The sequence below is a fragment of the Domibacillus indicus genome (genome assembly GCF_000970685.1).
Taxonomy (GTDB): Bacteria; Bacillota; Bacilli; order Bacillales; family Domibacillaceae; genus Domibacillus; species Domibacillus indicus.
The window spans coordinates 22,572-41,368 of record NZ_LAJB01000010.1; the positions used below are offsets into that span (position 1 = coordinate 22,572).

At 43.9% G+C, this 18,797-nt stretch carries 17 protein-coding genes; 7 read left to right on the forward strand and 10 right to left on the reverse strand.

All coding sequences use genetic code 11. The annotated features are described in order from the left end of the window. Window positions 1–431: 431 nt before the first annotated feature. Window positions 432–1,094, reverse strand: a complete 663-nt coding sequence (locus VP98_RS12375) for a YitT family protein (RefSeq protein WP_269431506.1) — start codon at window positions 1,092–1,094, stop codon at window positions 432–434. A gap of 183 nt (window positions 1,095–1,277) precedes the next feature. Between VP98_RS12375 and VP98_RS12380 the strand changes: the two genes are divergently transcribed. Next, the gene (locus VP98_RS12380; protein WP_156151388.1) at window positions 1,278–2,447 is read left to right on the forward strand and encodes an MFS transporter; all 1,170 of its coding nucleotides are present in this window, start codon (window positions 1,278–1,280) and stop codon (window positions 2,445–2,447) included. A 61-nt stretch (window positions 2,448–2,508) separates the two neighbouring features. Here the strand turns inward: VP98_RS12380 and VP98_RS12385 are convergent, their stop codons facing one another. After that, complete coding sequence (locus VP98_RS12385) at window positions 2,509–3,588, reverse strand: inorganic phosphate transporter (RefSeq protein ID WP_046175713.1); 1,080 nt, start codon at window positions 3,586–3,588, stop codon at window positions 2,509–2,511. Window positions 3,589–3,941: 353 nt separating this feature from the next. On the opposite strand from VP98_RS12385, the gene VP98_RS12390 reads away from it, so the two are divergent. From VP98_RS12390 to VP98_RS12400, 3 genes are all read left to right on the forward strand, one after another. Beyond that, entirely contained in the window at window positions 3,942–4,628 is a 687-nt protein-coding gene (locus VP98_RS12390; RefSeq protein WP_046175714.1) for a 2-phosphosulfolactate phosphatase, read from the forward strand. Continuing rightward, a complete protein-coding gene (locus VP98_RS12395; RefSeq protein ID WP_046175715.1) occupies window positions 4,625–5,422 on the forward strand; it encodes a phosphosulfolactate synthase in 798 nt (265 codons plus the stop codon). Before VP98_RS12390 ends, VP98_RS12395 begins: the two co-directional genes overlap by 4 nt. A gap of 302 nt (window positions 5,423–5,724) precedes the next feature. Then, window positions 5,725–6,126, forward strand: a complete 402-nt coding sequence (locus tag VP98_RS12400) for a hypothetical protein (RefSeq protein ID WP_046175716.1) — start codon at window positions 5,725–5,727, stop codon at window positions 6,124–6,126. A gap of 521 nt (window positions 6,127–6,647) precedes the next feature. Here VP98_RS12400 and VP98_RS12405 read toward each other — a convergent pair. Then, complete coding sequence (locus VP98_RS12405; protein WP_046175717.1) at window positions 6,648–7,838, reverse strand: DHH family phosphoesterase; 1,191 nt, start codon at window positions 7,836–7,838, stop codon at window positions 6,648–6,650. Between the two features lie 121 nt (window positions 7,839–7,959). Here VP98_RS12405 and uvsE point away from each other — a divergent pair, with 121 nt between their 5' ends. Then, window positions 7,960–8,931 (forward strand): UV DNA damage repair endonuclease UvsE, encoded by a 972-nt coding sequence (gene uvsE, locus VP98_RS12410; RefSeq protein WP_046175718.1) that lies wholly within the window; start codon window positions 7,960–7,962, stop codon window positions 8,929–8,931. A gap of 156 nt (window positions 8,932–9,087) precedes the next feature. Here uvsE and VP98_RS12415 read toward each other — a convergent pair whose 3' ends face one another. From VP98_RS12415 to VP98_RS12425, 3 genes are all read right to left on the reverse strand, one after another. After that, window positions 9,088–9,534: an OsmC family protein gene (locus VP98_RS12415; RefSeq protein ID WP_046175719.1), complete on the reverse strand. Its 447-nt coding sequence runs from the start codon at window positions 9,532–9,534 to the stop codon at window positions 9,088–9,090. 307 nt (window positions 9,535–9,841) lie between these two features. Beyond that, complete coding sequence (locus VP98_RS18320) at window positions 9,842–11,191, reverse strand: YndM family protein (RefSeq protein ID WP_052712233.1); 1,350 nt, start codon at window positions 11,189–11,191, stop codon at window positions 9,842–9,844. A 327-nt stretch (window positions 11,192–11,518) separates the two neighbouring features. Next, window positions 11,519–12,343 (reverse strand): hypothetical protein, encoded by an 825-nt coding sequence (locus VP98_RS12425; protein WP_197076594.1) that lies wholly within the window; start codon window positions 12,341–12,343, stop codon window positions 11,519–11,521. Between the two features lie 334 nt (window positions 12,344–12,677). Here VP98_RS12425 and VP98_RS12435 point away from each other — a divergent pair, with 334 nt between their 5' ends. Both VP98_RS12435 and VP98_RS12440 read left to right on the forward strand, forming a co-directional pair. Next, window positions 12,678–12,902, forward strand: coding sequence for a hypothetical protein (locus VP98_RS12435; protein WP_156151387.1), 225 nt, complete (start codon window positions 12,678–12,680; stop codon window positions 12,900–12,902). 17 nt (window positions 12,903–12,919) lie between these two features. Continuing rightward, on the forward strand, window positions 12,920–13,135 hold the full coding sequence (locus VP98_RS12440) for a hypothetical protein (RefSeq protein WP_046175723.1): 216 nt from the start codon (window positions 12,920–12,922) through the stop codon (window positions 13,133–13,135). 76 nt (window positions 13,136–13,211) lie between these two features. Here the strand turns inward: VP98_RS12440 and VP98_RS12445 are convergent, their stop codons facing one another. The 4 genes from VP98_RS12445 to VP98_RS12460 are packed head-to-tail and all read right to left on the reverse strand — an operon-like array spanning window position 13,212 to window position 18,566. After that, complete coding sequence (locus VP98_RS12445) at window positions 13,212–16,859, reverse strand: multicopper oxidase domain-containing protein (protein ID WP_046175724.1); 3,648 nt, start codon at window positions 16,857–16,859, stop codon at window positions 13,212–13,214. Window positions 16,860–16,875: 16 nt separating this feature from the next. Then, entirely contained in the window at window positions 16,876–17,172 is a 297-nt protein-coding gene (locus tag VP98_RS12450; protein ID WP_046175725.1) for a hypothetical protein, read from the reverse strand. A gap of 23 nt (window positions 17,173–17,195) precedes the next feature. Further along, window positions 17,196–17,774 (reverse strand): hypothetical protein, encoded by a 579-nt coding sequence (locus tag VP98_RS19265; protein ID WP_231584177.1) that lies wholly within the window; start codon window positions 17,772–17,774, stop codon window positions 17,196–17,198. A 27-nt stretch (window positions 17,775–17,801) separates the two neighbouring features. Continuing rightward, entirely contained in the window at window positions 17,802–18,566 is a 765-nt protein-coding gene (locus VP98_RS12460) for a hypothetical protein (protein ID WP_046175726.1), read from the reverse strand. Between the last annotated feature and the right edge of the window lie 231 nt (window positions 18,567–18,797).

Genomic DNA, 18,797 nt, shown 5'->3' on the forward strand with positions numbered 1-18,797 from the left:
CTCCTTTTCGTAAAGTTCATTCTTCATACCAGCATATGCAGGTGCCGGCGGGAAGGAAACTGGAGCAATGGCGGGACGATTCATTTTATTTTATATAAATTGAATGAATAAGTTTACATACTGCTTCTCAGAAAAGCGTATAAAAACAGCGCTTAGTCCAGGTAAGTGAAGCGGCATTCGCGGGGCTCCGCGTTCCATGGGGCAGGCGTTGAGCTCGTTTCCGCCTGCCTGCTCCACCGATCTCAGCTGCCCTGCAGGAAAGCGAAGCCGCCAGCCCGCAGCCCACTATACTGTTTTTCAAAAGAATTCTAACAGGACAGTAAACTGACAATGTAAAAAGCTGCATTCAACTTATATACATAAAAACTACGAAAATAAATAAAAAATATCTGGCAGCTTTGTATATGCTGCAATAAGAACTGTATTTTTTCTTATTTTTTCCGCGAGAAAAAGTCGAATGTTACGAGGTTCCTAGGAAGATACATATTGTATAGCCAGGTAATCACTCTAGTAGAAAGCCACTGGCAGATAACAGCCTGAACAACAATTTCCCATACGATAACATAAGCCGTTATTAAAAAAATAACGCCATTAATCCAGAACAGAGGAGTGCCGGGATTAACATTTTTGTATTTGGAAATAATTAAAGCGATAATGCCCATTCCACCGTTTGAAACTCCCTGTCTGAGAAGAACCGAAACGCCTGTCCCAAAAAAAAGAGAACCTAATAATAAATCAATCCAAACATTTGAAAAGGGCGAGTTCAAGTATGTGTCAAAGATATTAACTGAAACAGAAGTGATCGTGATGCCGAGGAGAGTGCCGAGAGCACTAATGCCCCCTAAATAGTGAACAGCAAATAAAAGCATAGACGAGTTCACAATCCATAAAGCAATACTCAGCGGAATATGAAACCAATAATTCAGCAGTACAGTAAGGCCGGCTCCTCCCCCGGAAGGAATGAAATTAGGAAATAAAAACACACCCATAGCAAATCCCTGTATGACTGCTCCAAACGTGACAAGAGAATACTTCCTGAATAAACCGCGATAGGCCGGCGCCGGCGCGGCATATTGGTTTCCGCTGATTTTCAAATAAATCATCCTTAATTAAGTATGGAGTGGCGTGCTGGTCCCGCCTTATAGTGTATGCTTTGTTGCATAAAAACAATACATCAGGAAACCATACATTTAATGAACGAAAACAGATCAAGTGATAATTGAGGTGCTGATGTGGGAAAAAGTGCAGCAAAAGTAAGCAGATGGTGCGTTCTTAGTATGGCATCGATTCCTCTTGTTATGACGCTGGGGAACTCTATGCTGATTCCGGTGCTTCCAATACTGGAAAAAAAAGTAGGGATTTCTCCCTTTCAGTCAAGTATGGTCATTACAAGCTATTCCGTTTCCGCTGTTTTTCTTATTCCAATAGCAGGATACTTATCAGACCGGCTGGGGCGAAAAAAAGTCATTATACCGAGTTTAATTCTGGCGTTAATAGGGGGGCTAATTGCCGGATTTGCTTCCTGGAAAATAGATGATCCGTACACATGGATTATTATCGGGAGGATTTTGCAGGGGATCGGGGCATCAGGAGCAATGCCAATTATTTTGCCGCTGGTAGGGGACCTTTACAAAAATGACGATGAACAAGCAAGTACCTGTCTGGGAACCATTGAAACATCAAACACATTTGGGAAAGCATTAAGCCCTATTCTTGGTTCTGTATTTGCCGCTTTCTTATGGTTTCTTCCGTTTTTTGCGATTTCCGTTTTTAGTTTAATTTCTATTGCCATGATTTTTTTCCTGGTGAAGGAACCAGAAAGAGAAGATCCTGTGAAGTTTAAAGTATTTTTGAAAAACACAATGAAAACACTTAAAAAAGAAGGGAAATGGCTGTTTACTCTGTTTACTCTTGGCTTTTTTACGATGCTTGTTCTATTCAGTGTTTTATTTTATTTATCCGATATTCTTGAAAAAATTCATGATATTAACGGCATCAAAAAAGGCTTTGTGTTAGCTATTCCACTTACTGTGCTTTGTATCGTTGCTTATATAACCGGCCGGAAAATCAAAGGAAATCTGCCAACGATGAGAAAAATCATCATCGTATGCTTAATTGTTTGGGCTATCAGTGTTGTTTTTGTCGGCTTTGTGAGCAAGCAGCTTATTCTTCTTCTTATTGTGACCAGTATTTTGGGAATGGCAATGGGAGCAATCATGCCGGTGCTTGATGCCATTATTACCGAAAACACGAAAAAAGAAGAACGGGGAACCATTACCTCCTTTTACAGCGCGGCGCGGTTTGCCGGAGTCGCAGCAGGTCCGCCATTAATGTCGCTTCTTATGAAAAAATACCTTAACACGGGTTACATTACAGCAGGTGTACTGGCACTGCTCCTTTTATTTGTTGTTATCAAATTTATCAACGTCAAGGAAATTGAAAATTAATCGAAGCCCTTCTTAACAAAAAGGACCAGACAGCAGCTTTGCTGAACAGGTCCTTTTTTAGTTATTTTGCTTTGTTTCCTTCCTTAAACAAAACAGGTTTTGTAAGGCCGATGGGCTTAATCAGGCTGATTGATCCGATGGTAGCGATAAAAACGGATACACCGACAACGACTGCATAAATATCAAAGTCCAAAAACAATTTGACAAGATTATATGAAATAACCAGGGAAAAAAGCGGTGATACGAGCCATACCTTCAGCAGCCGGCTGATAATGCCTTTTTCAAAAATTTGAAATCCTTTATCGGAAAAGCCGATTCCAAGAATACTGCAGGTGGTAACCTGCGTTTGAGGGACGGGGATACCGAAAAGAGAAGCAATAATAACCAGTGTAGCACCCAGGCCCGAAACGGCACTGCCTTGAAGCAGGCTCAGCTCTGTAATCTTTTTTCCATTTGTTTCAATTACCCTGCTGCCGAGCAAGACAGCGCCTATGGCTACAAACAGTCCGCCAATAACAATTCCGTTTTGAATAGAAATGAGCCCGGATGCGGCAAGCGGACCGATAGAGTTGGCCACATTGTTCATGCCAGCTGAAAAGGCTTCAAGAAACCCGGTGAAAATCACTAAAATAGACAAGATTTTTATCCATCGCGCTTCTTTTAAAAACAGGAAGCGGGATTCCGCGTATTTTACAGCCCTGTTTAAAGCCAGGGTAAGAAAAAAAGCGATAACCGGAATCAGGATCCAATAGGTCATGATCGATAATAATGTGCCAACGAATATCTTTTTATACGCAATACCAACGCCGACGATCGCTCCTACGGTTACTTCACTTGTTGAAAGTGGGATACCGGAAATATTTGCAATAAAAAGGGAAAGAGCGGCAGAGCTGAGAATAATAAGCGAAATATTGATGCTGATTAATTCCTGGGGAATGAGCCCTGATCCGAGTGTTTTCGCCACTTCGCCTCCACCCAATGCAGCCCCCAGCAGAACACCGGCTGCACAAATCAATAAAGCGATCCGTCTCGTTTTCACCGCGCCGGAACCATAGGCAATGCCCATAGAAGCAGCGGCCCCGCTTGCCCCGATATTCATCGCGAAGAAAAAAGACACAGTGAAAGCCAATAAAATAATCATACTAGTCTCCAGCTCCTATCAATCCGAGTGAGGCCCAAATCTATCCGTTGACCATGTAATCAGCTTACCTGTCCGCATCCAAGCGGCCTCATGAAATTGGAAAAGAAGTGCTGCACTTTTTCCCGCTCCATACATAAGAAAGTGAAAATAGGTAAAGTCCTAAAGGCAGTTTATTCAGTTCCAGAAAAATAGTTCAAGGAAAAGGATTCCTGTACGCAGGATAAAAAAATCAAGAACCATCCCAAAAGTGGGAGAATAAATTGGGTATATGCTGATAAAGCGAGATGGGGGGACGTTCTTATCTAGATTTAAAGAGAAAATGGATGAATATGTAAACAAGAAAGGAGCACATGATGGCAGTTGAAATTTATCAGGGCCATTCTCATCAGTTAACCCGTGCTGATGTGAATATTGTCATTGATGTGATACGTGCTTTTACTTTTGCCCATTATGCGTTCATAAAGGGAGCAAAAGAAATTTTGCTTGCAGAAACAATTGAATCAGCTTTTGAATTGAAAAAAAATTATCCGGAGTACATGCTCGCAGGTGAAGAAAAAGGGCTGCATATCCCCGGATTCGATTTTGATAATTCTCCTATGAGCCTCCTTGAAGCGGATCTGGCAGGAAGGGTGCTTGTCCAGAAAACAACCAACGGGGTAAGAGCGGCATTAAACGCGTTAAATGCGGGCCATGTATATGTAACGGGTTTTTCCAATGCAAAAACCACTGCACAATACATTCAAAAAACATTTGGACCCGGTCAAAAAATCCAGATTATTGCTTCGCATCCAACAGGAGATGATGACCTGGCCTGTGCGGAATATATGAAGAGTATTATTGAGGGCTGCGGCTCTGAGTCTGCAGGCAGCACAGAGCTGCGAATAACAGGATCAGAGGCTGCACAGAAATTTTTTGACAGCAGCCGGCCGGAATTTAAAGCCGGGGATATAGCTGTTTGTGTGAAGGAGCTGGAATCGGATTTTGTCATGGAAGTGAACCAGGAGCATAGCCTGCCAAAAATCGTGGAGGTGCAAATATGATTTACACTGGGCTCAATTTGCCGGAAAGAACGAGCAAACCAAGAATGGACGGCATTACCGTGCTGATTGACAATGGGGTTCCATTACATTTTTTTGAAGATACCCTTAACAGCTCAGGGCAGTATATTGACTTTGTTAAATTTGGCTGGGGCACATCGGTGGTAACAAAGCATTTAGAGAAGAAAATTGCCTGTCTTCATGAAAACGACGTCAATTTCTTTTTTGGCGGAACATTATTTGAGAAATTCGTAAGCCAGGATAAAGTAAGTGACTATGAAAAGCTGCTTCGGAAATTTGACTGCAGGTATATGGAAATATCCAATGGCACGATAGATATGACTAATAAAGAAAAAGCTTTATACATTAAAAGGTTTTCCAAGGATTTTATTGTGTTCAGTGAAGTAGGAGCCAAAGACAGTATAAAAGCAATGCGCCAGAATGCATCTGAATGGGTTGAATGGATTTTAGAGGATCTGGATGCAGGTTCCGCAAAGGTTATCACAGAAGCAAGAGAAAGCGGCACAAGTGGAATTTGCCGGGGGAATGGAGAAATCCGCCCGGAAATTATTGATAAAATCATTGAAGCCGGCATCGATATGAAAAAAATTATTTTTGAAGCGCCATCCAAGCAAATGCAGACGACTTTTATCAATATTGCCGGACCTAATGTCAACCTTGCTAATATTTCTTTCACTGACCCGATTCCACTGGAAACGCTGAGACTGGGGCTGAGATCCGATACGTTTTACCTGGGGAAAGAACATGTCGCAACTAAAACATATGAAGTGAAATAGGGAGGGACTGCAGCACATTCCCTTCTGCGAAGTGAGGCAGGTTTGTTTATGATATTAAATCGAACAGCGGGCCGGAGATTTCCGGCTTTTTGCTTTTCCGGAAGGCTTTGCGCAAAGTAGCGAAGTAAAAGATACGGATTGAGGTCTGAATGGTTATGTGGAAGCGGGCATTTTTTAGTTGAAAGTATAATAGTTTTAAGGAAGGTATTGTTTCTGTCAGGTATTGTAGGAATTTGATGAACGATTGATGTAGGTTTATCCTTTTTCATCTAGAAATATGTAGGGGAAAAGGGGGGAATCAAATGGAAGAATGGAAATCATTGTTGGTGGAGCGGGTAAGCAACATTATTACAAGCAAAAGAACGACGAACTTTGAAGAAGCTGTTTTGCTGTTTGAAATGCGGTTTAATATGTTAACCAGGGAAATCGTAGAAAAAGATGCTTCCGTTGTAAAGATTAATAGATATGATGGAAAAAAGGCGTTTTTCTCAATCCTCAATTATCAGTTGGATTTGCTGAAAAAGGAGAAGGCAATTGAGGTCAGAACCGGTACGGAAAGCAAGCTGGAATTGATAGGTGAAATAAAATTTGAGAATGGCTTTGCTGTTATTGAGGTAAACTCTGTCAACAAGAAGCATTATTTAAGCGAGAAAAGCATTGATGCCCTGTTTAAAAAAGCTTTCTCGGCACTGGCCAAAGAATAAAAGCACCCTTGCTTTTAATAAGGGTGCTTCCACATTACTGAAAAACAGATCTATCAAGAAGATATTCGTTTTTGGACTGTTTTTTTCTTATCAGCATCCAAAATAAGCTGTTTTCTTCTAAAGTCAGGATCCGTGGCTGCAGTCTGCCGGCTGCGCTTTTCTGTGGGGCGAACAGTGAACCAGCGCCACTGCGTGCCGTCTGTTTCACCTGTCCGCTCGTCCCACGGAAGTCTCCGCCGTCAGCCCTCCGCCCGTTGTGTTTCTGAAAAAGCGGGCGTGAAAGCTTTTTGTCTATCCATGTCTTATAGGTAAAAGAAAATCAATCGGTTGTTTCTAGCTCAATTCCCCTACCCACATCCATATATGGAGAAAGCACAGTGATCCATATATGCACCGGGGTCCCGAACACTCTTAGATGCTTTCGATTTAGCCTGGAAAGTATTTCTTTTTTTTACAGAATGATAAGAGCATACCTAATAAGAATGCTTCAGTGTAAGCCAGAGCTGCTTACAGCTTTCAGATTAGTTATCCTGCTTCACCTTTTTGGCGCAGTCCATCAAGTAGCGTACAAAGGCTTCATCTCGGACCAGCCATGCGGCATGGGTGCGCTTTAGAAAGGTTTCTCCTTCCTGGAAGCTTGCAAAGGTTTCGGGAAGGGAAGCCTGATTATGTTCAATTTTCCACTCCTGTTCACTCACTGGAGAGAGAAGAAAGAATTCTCCCTGGCGGTTTTCGTACAAAGTGCCAAACGAGCTGCTTTTTGTATTATACCGGTTCCGCTTTGCATCCTCTTTTAATGGCTCCAATTCAAATGTCTCGGTAACAAACCGCCGGAAAGCGTCGGCAGTCAGCGGAGAGCCAGCTGCCTTCGCATGGCCGCCGCCGCCAAAAAAGCCTGCCGTTTCTGAAACATCGACTGAATCATGGATCGTTCGAAAGCTGATTCTCCGGCTGCCGGCATTAATAATAGCAATGTAATCCAGGTGAGGGCAGTCCTTGCTCAACTCATTTCCAAGCTCAGAATGATATGACTCAGCAAATACGATGCCGGCAAACTGATTTTCAACAGGCGCCTGGATAAGCTCACGTCTTTTTCGCCGAATATATCTCTCTGTTTTTCTTTCCTCCATATCGAGTATTTTTTCTTCCAGCTCGTCAAAGAAAAAGTGATCGCTTGTTTTGAGCCGGTTTATCATTTTTTCTTCAAATTCATCAATGGAAATTAAAAAGAAAAGAGCATTCAGCCTCTGGGCCTGCCGGTTTCCATGCTTTTCCCACTCCCAAGTATCGTATTGCCGGACGAGTTCTACAAATTCATCAGCTGCGGGAGAAGGAGTTAAATATTCGTACGTAATTAAATAGTTGTACAGCAAAGAAGCAGCCGAGGCTAAGCGGCCTTCTTCCTCTTCTATAACGACATGCCCCCAGTCATAGTTGTTTAAATGAAGGGCGGTTTTATGATGGTCAAGCAGCTGGACCTTTCCGCCTGACTGATAAAAATCATTAAGCTTTTGTTCGTTTTCTTCATTCACAGATAAATCCGTAATAAAAAGAAAGGTGCCTGGATCGCCATTTTCCAGGAACCATTGGACTTCCTGGTTTAAGCCGGAAATGGAGTTGTAGCGGACAGCAGCGTCCGATCCAAAAGCAAGCTTTGCCAAAATTCCACAGGAAACACCATCCAAATCGTTATGAGACAATAATTTGTACATGCTTTTCACCTCAAAATGTAGTATGAGGACAAAGAGCGAAAAATATTGAAGTGCAGCTCCTCTTTCCACGCAGTATGCCGCTTTTTATTCTGGGCAAAATAGAAAGAAAAGGAGTGAAGAGATGACTTTAGTCCGTCTTGGCTATGCCGCTATGAGCATGAACGTAAAAAACGGTTCTCCGTCGCAGACAATGACACATGCCCAGTTTTCAAAAATCAAGGACAGGGAAGCAGCCATTCATAAATTAGAACGTATTGCTATATCCAATATAACCAACTGTCTTCGCCTGCTCCGCCACAATGCGGCACATGATATCAATTTCTTTCGGCTGAGCTCTAAAATTATCCCAATGGCCCATCACCCCGATCTTCCTGACTGGAACTATATGCCGCCTCTTAAGGAAAGCCTCGGTAATATTCGTTCTTATTTAAAGGAACACCCGGAAATGAGGGTTGATTTTCATCCGGATCATTTTGTGGTGTTAAACACACCAAAAACAGATATTTTAAAAACAGCCGTCCGAACGCTTCATATGCATAAACTGCTTTTAAAAGAAATGGGCATTGAGCCGGAACAGCGGTGCGTCATTCATGTAGGCGGTGCTTATAACAACAAGGAGAAGGCATTAGAGCAGTTTTTAACCAATTGGGGCCGGATTTCTGTTTCCCTACAGAAAATGATTATGCTTGAAAATGATGATAAAACATTTACGCTCAGTGATGTGCTGTATCTTTGTGAAAAAATCGGCCTGCCGCTTGTTTTTGATTATCATCATTACCGGGCAAACCATGAAGAAGGAGAAAATTGGGAAGAAAAGTGGGAGCGTGTTACAAAAACATGGAGTTCTTCAAAACTGCCTGTGAAAATGCATATATCGAGCCCGAAATCCGAAACGGATTTCAGGGCACATGCAGATTTTATTGATGCAAAAGAGTTTCTGGATTTTCTTCAGCGCATAAAGGGGAGTGTACCGCAAATTGATGTAATGATTGAAGCAAAGCAAAAAGATAATGCGCTTTTCGCGTTAATGCGGGAAGTGAAAAAAGCCGGAGTGGAGCAGGCAGACGGCGCCAGTTTTTATATAAAGGGGTAAGTCAAATGAATGACAGCATAAATCCGTATTTATGCTGCTTCAGCGTGTATCCGTGGAGCCGCCTTTCCATCTGGCAGGCGATAGGCCCGCTTGCCTGCCAGAAGCTTTCATAAAAAAAAGGCTGGCGACTTTGTCGGCAGCCTCAAGCAAAAGCAATTATCCTTTTGTCCAGTCGATTTCCAGTTCAATTCCGGCTGCTCTCATCATTGTCAACACAGGGCAGCGGGCATCTGTTTTTTCTTTTAATTCAGCGATTCGTTCATCCGATTCAGTCGTGTTGACGATTACTTTAAACCACACTTTTTCAAAAAAAACACGCGCTCCTGTTTCTCCTCGCATACCTTTCGGGTCTAACTGGCCTTTGACATCAAATTGTAAAGATTGCAGGTCAAAATCCATCTCCTGTGCCACCATAACAGCAATAATGTTTTCACAGCCTGCCAGTGAAGCGAGAAGGTAGGAAAGTGGATCGGGACCTGCATCGCTGCCGCCGATCTCTTTCGGTTCATCCAAAATAATTTCATGCTGCTTTGATTTTATGGTTGTTTTAAACTTTTCTGAGGCTCCGGACACATGAAAAGTCATTTTATCCGTTAAATTCATTTCAATATCCTCCTGTTCATGAGTATTGCTTATATAGCTTGCCGCAGTTATTAAAAATTAACCGTGTTAGATAAACAGCAGGTGCCAGCCCGCAGCTCACCACGCTGCGTTTTAAAAGAAATTCTTATATATAGGAAACGGCGGAGGCAAAAAGCGTAATTCTACCCTTATCGCCGCAGCAATGACAGTGTTATTTATATCTTTACGGAGTTCTCTGGATAGGAAACTATTCCTAATGTGACAGAAAATCCAGTCCTTTCAGCGAGGACTGGATTTAATTAAGCATTCATTTGTTTTTATTGAAAAATTATTTTCTTTTGCTTTTCTTTTGTTTTTCTTTTCCCTTTGTACCGGCAGGCTTTATCGTTATTTCTGAGCCGGCCTCTGTTTTATACTGGTCAACAGCAATGTTTTTCTTCTTATTGGAGCCGTTAGAAGAGCCCTGGTCTTCGGTAATAAGGTCTTGAATAGCAGCCCTTATCGCCATATCGGCCGCAGCTTCTGTCTGGTATGGATCTGCCACGGAAATAGTGTTTTGTACATTTAACTGTCCTGCTTCGTTCTGTTCATCGGTTACAGGAGCCTTTTTGGCTGTGCGAGTACCTGCTATGTCAGCTCCAGCTTCTGCCAGGTACAGACCATCAACATTATTTTTTGTTTTTCCCGACTGCCCTGGCGAGCCCTGGCCGCCATTTGCATTGGAGCTTTTAGCAACAGGCTTGACTGACATATCAGACCCGGCTTCCGCCTGGTACGGATCACCAGCATTGTTTTGGGATTTACCGGACTGTCCCGCCGAGTACTGGCTGCCGTTTGTGTTGGAGCTTTTGGCTTCAGGCTTGACTGACATATCAGACCCGGCTTCTGCCTGGTATGAATTACTGGCATCGTTTTTTGTTTTGCCGGATCGGACCGGTGAGCCGAGGCCGCTGTTTATGCTGGTGTTTTTAACTGCTGGATTCACTGACATGTCAGAGCCGGCTTCTGCCCGGTATGGATCACTGGCATTGTTTTTGGTTTTATTAGACTGTCCCGCTGAGACCTGGCTGCCGTTTGCATTGGTGTTTTTGGCAGGTTTAACCGCCATATCAGACCCGGCTTCTGTTTTATACTGGGTGACAGCAATATTTTTCCTCTTGTCCAGCTGGGCATTGGAGACTTGTTTGCCGTTTGCTTTAGCATTTTTGGTTACAGGCCGGACTGCCATGTCAGAGCCAGCTTCTGTCTGGTATTTAAAGGTGGACACAGTTTTAGAAGTATTCGCCTTATTATTAGCAGAACTTTTTTGTCCTTTTTGCAGTCCTTTTGTAAGTCCCTGCTTCTGCAGGTACATATGGAAAAAGAATTCGCCAGCCATAATGATAACAGCAGACAAAAAAGCAGCGGTTCCTAATGGAATGGGGCCTTCAAACAAAAGAGCTCCCAGTGCCCACACGACCAGCAGTGCTAAACCGAAATCCGCAAGTGTGGAAACGGTGTTTTTGAATCTGGGCAAAAGAAACAGATCTCCGATAAGGAAGCCCACACCGGTCAGCAGAACGCTGGTCGTCAGAATATCGCCAATAGAAACGTTATACAGTCCGCCCAAGACAATCCAAAGAACAAATGTGACCATTACAAATTTTATTAACAGAGCTGTTACATATTTTATTGTCATGTTCGTTCCTCCTTCGTCTTTAAAATCTTTGCAGAGCGCGTTTCACACAATATCTTCTCCCTTTTTCGATATTTAACCCGTGTAATGAACAAAATAATGGTCAGATGGTTTGCTGGACCGCGTAATGCTGCCTTGCTGTTGTTTTGTTTACAGGCAAAAGTACGGATTACTATGTTGTTTTTAACTGTTAAGCCGGTGAAACAAAAAAAGCCGGCTTCTTTGTGGAAAAGAAACCAGCCATTTTTTATTTAGGAAAACATGTTTTTATTCAACAAAAACAGCCATATGGTAGATAATTAAGGAAAAGAGAAGGATTTTTCCAGCGCATTAAAAGGCTGATGAAATAATTGCCTGAACAGCAGAAAGGGGTATTATTATTTTCTGTTCTTTCTTTATGGAAATAACGGTTACGGCTTCCTGGTCTACTTCATGGATAACGCCGGTAATAACCTGGCCAGGAAGAATTACTTTTACGTTTTTATGCAGATAGCCAAGCAAAAAAATGGGCAGTGTTATTTTGAAGAAAAGGTGAAGCAGCGCAGGGGAAGAAGCGACCGTTTCGCCGAATTGAAACATAAGTAACCGGCGGAGCGCAGGATCAATATTGAGCAGCGCCGGCTCTTTATCCAGTCCAGGATGGCGTGTAAAGGATTTTACCACCTGTATTTTTAAAAATGGAATGATAATTTCCTGTTCTTTTTTCTTTAAAAGCACGAAATCACGTCCAGCGACTTCAACACGTCCAGACTGCTTATAAAAAAGGGCAGTGCTTTTTCGTGCAGCTTTTTGACTCAGCTTTTTTCGGCGGATATTTGCTTTTGGAGAAACGGCACGGCTTTTCGCTGTTTGTCGGACTGCCAGGTTTTTTTTTAGTAAAATACTTTTTCTGATATTGGATTTTGTAGCTTGATCTCCTGTTTCTTCAGCAGCTGCCATGTCTTTTTCCGCTTCACGTATAAGAATGACTTCTGCCCACTGGCCGATTAAGCCCTCAAATGAAACTCTTCTTCCTTCTTCCGACTGCTCGTTTGATAACGCAAGATTCAGCAGCAGATCATTGGCTTCCTCAATCTTAGCCTCGAGTTCTTCCTGTTCTTCTTCGGGAAGACAGGAGGACGGAGAAGGAAAAGCCGGCTTTTTTATATCATTCAAATGGTTTTCCTCCATATGGATACTTCCTTTCCAAATCAAACGTAGTATTTTTGCCGTGATTGGAAAACGGTCTTGGTTTTTCTTCATATTGTATGTGAATGGTTTTTACTTGTGATTTAAAAGAAAAAATTCCATTTTTTCACGGAAAAGGGCAAGGGGTTTATTCGTATCTAGCAGTCAAGCATAAAATAATAGCAAGCTGTAAGAAGCAAAACAAAATCGCCACGCAGCTTTTCTGTATGCTTTTTCGGTGGATTGGCGTTCATTTTAAAGAAAAAGGAGGAAAGAAAAATGAGTACACTAAACTGCCATTGTCATGATTTCCGAGAACATCATGATTTCTGCAGCTGCAAGGACCGATACCGCCATAGCGATTCCAATCGGCATGCCCGCCACTCGTATTTGGACGATTATCGTTTTGGCCGGCATCATAATAGATGCAGCCGTTGTTTTCGCAGCCGCCTTTCCTATCATGATGGGTACAGCCATGATTCACATGGACGATTTCATTACTTCGCAGACAGCTGTTTATGCGATGACAATTTCCGCGTCCGCCTAAGCGGATTAAGAAGCGGCATGGCGTTTCGCCTGCGGCAGCTGATAGATTGCCGTGTGAGAATGGTTCTTGAAGAAAACGTTAGAGTGCATGGGAAAATTACCTTTATAGGAAGCGATTTTGTTGAAATTGTCAGCGCAGTGAAAAAAGACAAAAACAAGCACGAGTTTACGAAAAAAGTGCTGCTTGTTCAATTCGATCAAATCAAGATGGTCGAACATGTAGACAAAATGTAATTTTTTAGTCGAAAGCGGTTCGGAAAAATCGGTGCTCCGGTGCAGAGCACCGATTTTCAGCTTGACCTGTTTTGTGTCAATAGTCCAGAGGAGGCAAATGAGGCTGTGGTTTGCTGTGAACGCGGATAATGCCCCACATGCCCTGCTCAATATCCCAGCGAATGTTGCCCGAACGGTACATATAGTCACCTGGATAATTGAAAGTGCCTCCTGCACCGCCCAGCAAATACAAATCGTGTGCTTCACCCGCAACCATGTGGCCGACAACTGAAACATCACTGGAATCCAGCTCTCTTGGATCCTGTTTCCAGTTATGGCCGTGTAAATGAAACGTGTGGGTTCTTCTCCGTTCTGATGGATTGGTGAGCCGGATGATAACAGGATCACCGGCGTATGCTTCAAAAACAGGAGTGGCCGGATCGCCGTGTACCGTTGAACTGAACAAATCGCCTAAAACCGGATGCTTTTTAAAGCGGTTGATCAGCCGCTCCGTTCGGTAATTAAAGCCGCGCGAGCCGAAATCATACGTGTCGACTTCGTCATCGGGGTCGGATTCCAAAAGGACGCCGTCAACCGGATCAATAATGACTTTGCCCTGCTGATCTTCCAGGCGGACACCATCATGCATAATCAAAACGAATTCTCTGGATGAACCGGCAAGCGGATTTTTAAGCACTACATCTGTGCCGGTGACCACGGGCTCCATCGTACGAGGATCATGGTACGTTGTGAAACGGGGTTCCGCAATGAAAGCGCCGAACGTTCCAAATGAGCGGTGGTTCCGCAGGTCAGCCATATCCCACATGGCACAGGTCCCCAGTGCTGACTGCACATGCCAGCGGTACGTAATTGTTTCACCAGGGCCCACTGTCTGGTCCGGGTTAAAGCCGACGGTGTCCCCACTCGAAGTTGTTACGTCATAATCAAGCAGGCTGGCGTGCAGGGAAATTCGCAGAGAAGGCGGATAAAAGCCCTGCTCCTTCACTGGAGGGTATGGGTGAACGCCGTCTGTAAATGGAAACAAATCCAATTGCAGCCGGCTTGTTAATGTCACTTCCACAAGATCTCCAATATTGCCTCGAAGCACAAGAGGCTCAGGATTTTTTTTGCCCGATAAAATGTCCTCTACATTTTCTTCCAAAGCAAACACGATGCCGTACGGATCATGGTCGCCAAATGAGTTATATAAAATCGGCGTTTGAAACGCGACTACGCTGTATTGCCGGACGGGCGGATCATGCGCCAATTCTGGCGGCAGCGTGCACTGCGGATCGGCAGGCGCCGGCGGTTTTCCGGTTACTTCCGGCAGCGGTCTTGTTCTCGGTTCGGGCAGCGGCTGGTCAGCCAATGGAATTAAGTGCTCCACTTCCTGATCATAGGCCCGGATCAGTCCCCATGTGCCATTCCACACATCTTCTTCTGTTTCAAAAGCCCATAAATAGTCTCCGGATTTTGGAATATACATTTCAAATGTAAAGGATTCTGAAATACCGATATGCTGCTGCGAACGAAGCTCGGAATCTTCGCTCGGACGATCCTGCGGCCACCTTAATCCATGAACGTTAAAGCTGTGGGATTCTTCATGGGCACCCTGCAGCAGTCGAATCCGGATCGGGTCTCCTTCATAAGCGTATAAGATGGGGGTAACCGGGTCGCCGTTCACATAAGAGCTGAATGAATATGCCGGATCACAGTTCTTGCCGAGCCGGAATTGCAGCGGCTCATTTTTAAAATTAACCGCAAAAATGCCGGGGTCATCCAGAGAACCGGGGTACTGCGGCGGCTGGATCGGACAGCCGTCTTTATCAAACAAATAAACGAAATCCTGGACGAACAGGGAAAAATCACGGTAGTCAGGGATAAGCGGGTTATGGACAGTAATCTGGGCACCGCATTCTGTTTCTTCACCGGTTTCAGAATCAAGGAACCTGGAAAAGCGGGGCTGAACGACAATCGCTCCGAAAACACCGTGCTGCTGATGCGAAAGAGCAAATAAATGATCATGAACGAAAAAAGCTTTTAATTCGGTATCAGCAAAATATTCATAGCGGATTGTTTCATTCGGCAGAACAGAGCTGTCATAATTCCAGCCAACATTGGAACCATCGGCAACCAGAACATCAAATTTGACAAAATGAACATGAAAAGCCGACTCATAAGTGCGGGTGACCAGCTGGAATGCATCACCATCAAGTATATGGGGCAGCCGATTGGTAAAATTTAAACGAATACAGGTATTAGCCGGCACATGCAACACAAGCGGCTCGGGCTCTTTTTTGCCAGACAGCACATCATCCACTTCTTCATCGAGCACATATATTCTTCCTTTTGGGTCATACCAGCTCTGCTTGTTATAAACAATGGGCAATTCGATAAGAGATACATTAAATTCTACGACAAACGGATTACCCAGGCTCGTATCAACAAAAACAGCGCCCGGCCTGGCATCTGGTATGGCCGCATTTTTTTCAAGTTCGGTCATTTCCCGGCCGCCGACAATACCGAGAGGAGGCCTTGGCGCCTTGCAGCCCACTTTTCCCGGAATAAAATTGGGGAACCCCGGCTGTTCTTTTGTTGGAAGCGGAGGAAGGGGGCGGTCCGGCAGAGGCTGGAGCGGCGCAATCGGCCTGCCGTTCGGGTAGCACTGGCTTCCATCCTGGAGTTTATCGAAAATACGGTTCATTCCCCACATTCCTACTTCAAAGTGAGGATATAAATGACAGTGAATGATAACATCGCCAATGGAACCGGGCAGGCTGCCAAGCCCGTATAGTGGCTGGACATTGTAGTGCGTCTGCGGGCTGATTGACTGGGCATCAATAATTTCTGACTGCACATTCCCCGGATCCCTGAGCCACTGATGTGCATGGTAGTGGAATACATGCGTTTCTTTGGCAGCTCCATGAATAAGGCGGATAATAGCCGGATCATCCCGGTAGCCGCGCAGAATAGGAGTGGCGGGATCACCAAATGTCCAGGAATCATGATGAACTTCCTCGCCTTCCACTTCAGGTGACACGACTCCTTCCTCCACCAGCCTCAGGCGGTTCTCAAGAGGTTCATAGCGGTAGTTTACACCGTGAAATGATTCGGCTTCCTGGTTTGTGACGGGATTAAGCGGGCGGTTGCCAGTTAAATCATTGACTTCCATTTCATCATGGAAAAACCATGCAAACTCGCGGAAAGAGGGAAGAAAAGGGTTATGGATATCCGCGTAAACGCCGCTGCTCAGTGGTCCGCCCGTTACAGGATCAGTCCACCAGGAGCCTCTTTTTTCAACGAGCAATGTACCGAAAAGGCCCTGAATGCTGGAGCCTTCTTCACTGCTCGATACGTTGCCGACATCCGTGAAAAAACAAATTCCTTCATGAGTAGTCTGTAAGCGGTACAGAAGGCTTTCCCCGCATTCTGCCAGGGAGGGCGGATTGTACCCGACATTGGCACCATCTGACGTCAGCACGTTATAATCGAGATCTTGAAAGTGCATGCCGGCTGCAAAGGGAAGCTGGTTTTCAAAGAGAATCTCAACTGTGTCTCCCTCGTTGGCCCTGATCGTCAGCGGCTGGACAAGATCCACCGGAGTAAACGGGTTTTTTCGTACCAGTTCTTTTACGGCTTCTTCATTTTCTTTCAGTACGTACATTCTTCCGTCTGGGTTGTGGTCGCCAAAATTGTTGACCACAATCCGGATTGGAACCGCCACTACATGATAACGCCGTATCATCGTTTTCCCTCCCTTGTTACACCATGTCGTTTAACTCTGGAATCCGCGGTTCACCGGGAAACTCAATATAAAATACTTCAATATGAGGGATATGAATGAGCCAGATCCGCTTTTCTAATGCAGCAAAATGGGTTGTTTCTACAAATAACTCCACATTGTTTTCTTTTAAAGAAATAATTTTACCGATAAACAGAAAAGGATAGGAGGGTGTCAGGATAAAGATTTTATGGCCAATCGCTCCCTTAAACTGGTCGATAAGCGCCTGTTCTTCTGCTGTACTAGAGTGAGGAAAACTGGATGAATTAAGTGTCATTTTTTAACCTTCCTTTCCTGTTTTTAAACGAGCGGGAACCGGGCATCGCAATCAAAGCAAGGAGTCAGGTGAGATATTTTTCCCAAAGGAAAGGACAGCGGCGTTGGAAACTGAAAGAATGGGGCGTTTAAAATTTTAATTGTAACTGGATCAATTGTCAGGTGGCCTTTGCCGACCTCAACAATAGGTCCGCAAAAAATAGGCCTGAACGTCTGGCCGAGTAAATTTAATTGAGGTGACTCTGTAACAAGAAGCACACTTTCTCCTAATAAAACATTCAGTTCCTTAAAGAAGCTGTCGGCTTTCCTGTCATCGTCCTCATCTTCCTCTTCATCATCGTAGTCCTCTTCATCCCCTTCATAATCATCATCATAGTCCTCAACTTCATCACTGTTAATATTCTTATCGTCCTTACTCTCATCAATATTGTGAGAAGTTTCGTTCTCACCCTGGTTTGTAATGGTTTGTTCTTTTATTTCCATTTCCGTATTTGTAATTTCGTTTTCATCGCTAACCGTTTCGCCGATGCCGGCTTTTCCTTCATGCTCTCCGGCTATTGTTTCTTCTCGCTGTTCGTTTTTTTTGTTTTGTGCTTCGCTCATTTTAACTCTCCTTTACTGATTGAGTAATTACCAGTCAAGCTTTTTAATTATTCGTCGGCCAATTAATGGAAGGAGACTCAAGTAAGGTATGCTCCGGATCAGAACAATATGAGCCAGATCAATATCGTTTTTTTCGTTAAAAAAAGAAACATAGAGAATTTTTTTTCTGGTTTCTTCAATCTTTCCGGTGACCGCGTTTTTTTCTGTTTCAACCCGCACCCATGATGACTTCCAGGAATTCAAGCTGCTAGCAAGCGTTTCTTCATAAAACTGCTGAATTAATGTCTCGCGTCGGGCAACTGTTTCACCAAAGTTCGAAAGAAGGCGCTCTTTTAGCTGATTGTCATAAATAATATTCTGGTGTGTTGTAGAGTAGAGAGGCACACCAGAGGGAATGTTCGCCGATTCAATTGCGTGAAAAGGAATCCACATTCGTTCCTTTGGAGTGGTAAGCATGACAAAATCACGGCCAATAGCGTTTACCCTGCCCGTTGTTTTAACAACTTCATTGCCGTTCTGCAAAAAAATGATCACCTGCTGGTTTCGCCGCATTTTCAGAAACTTTTTTAGCATTAAAACCTTTCTTTTTTCGGGAGCAGCTTTTGCAATCTGCAGCAGATTTGCCTGCTCCTTATATTCGGCAAACAGCCGTATTTCTTCTGTCGGTACCGGCCCAGCGGGGGAGCTGAAGCCTTCCTTTGCTTCAGGAAACTTATCTTTATTTCGTGGTTCACGTTGTCTTTTTTCAAGCAACAAGGAAATATATTCATCCAGTCTTATACCGGTTTTCATCTGCTTCCCCCTCACTCAGAACTACAGGAAATTTATATGTGGGGGAATTTTGATTATTCTTTCAGAAAAGCTGAAGGCTTGATTGCTTTGTGAGGTTAAGTGTTGAAGGAGAAATTGCTGCCAGCAAACTTAGCAAAATTAGTTAGACGCATTATACGGGCCCGGGCACATCTTCATACGATATAAAACCGGGTGAAAACTTGAGATCAAAAAGAAGGAGCTGAACGGGCG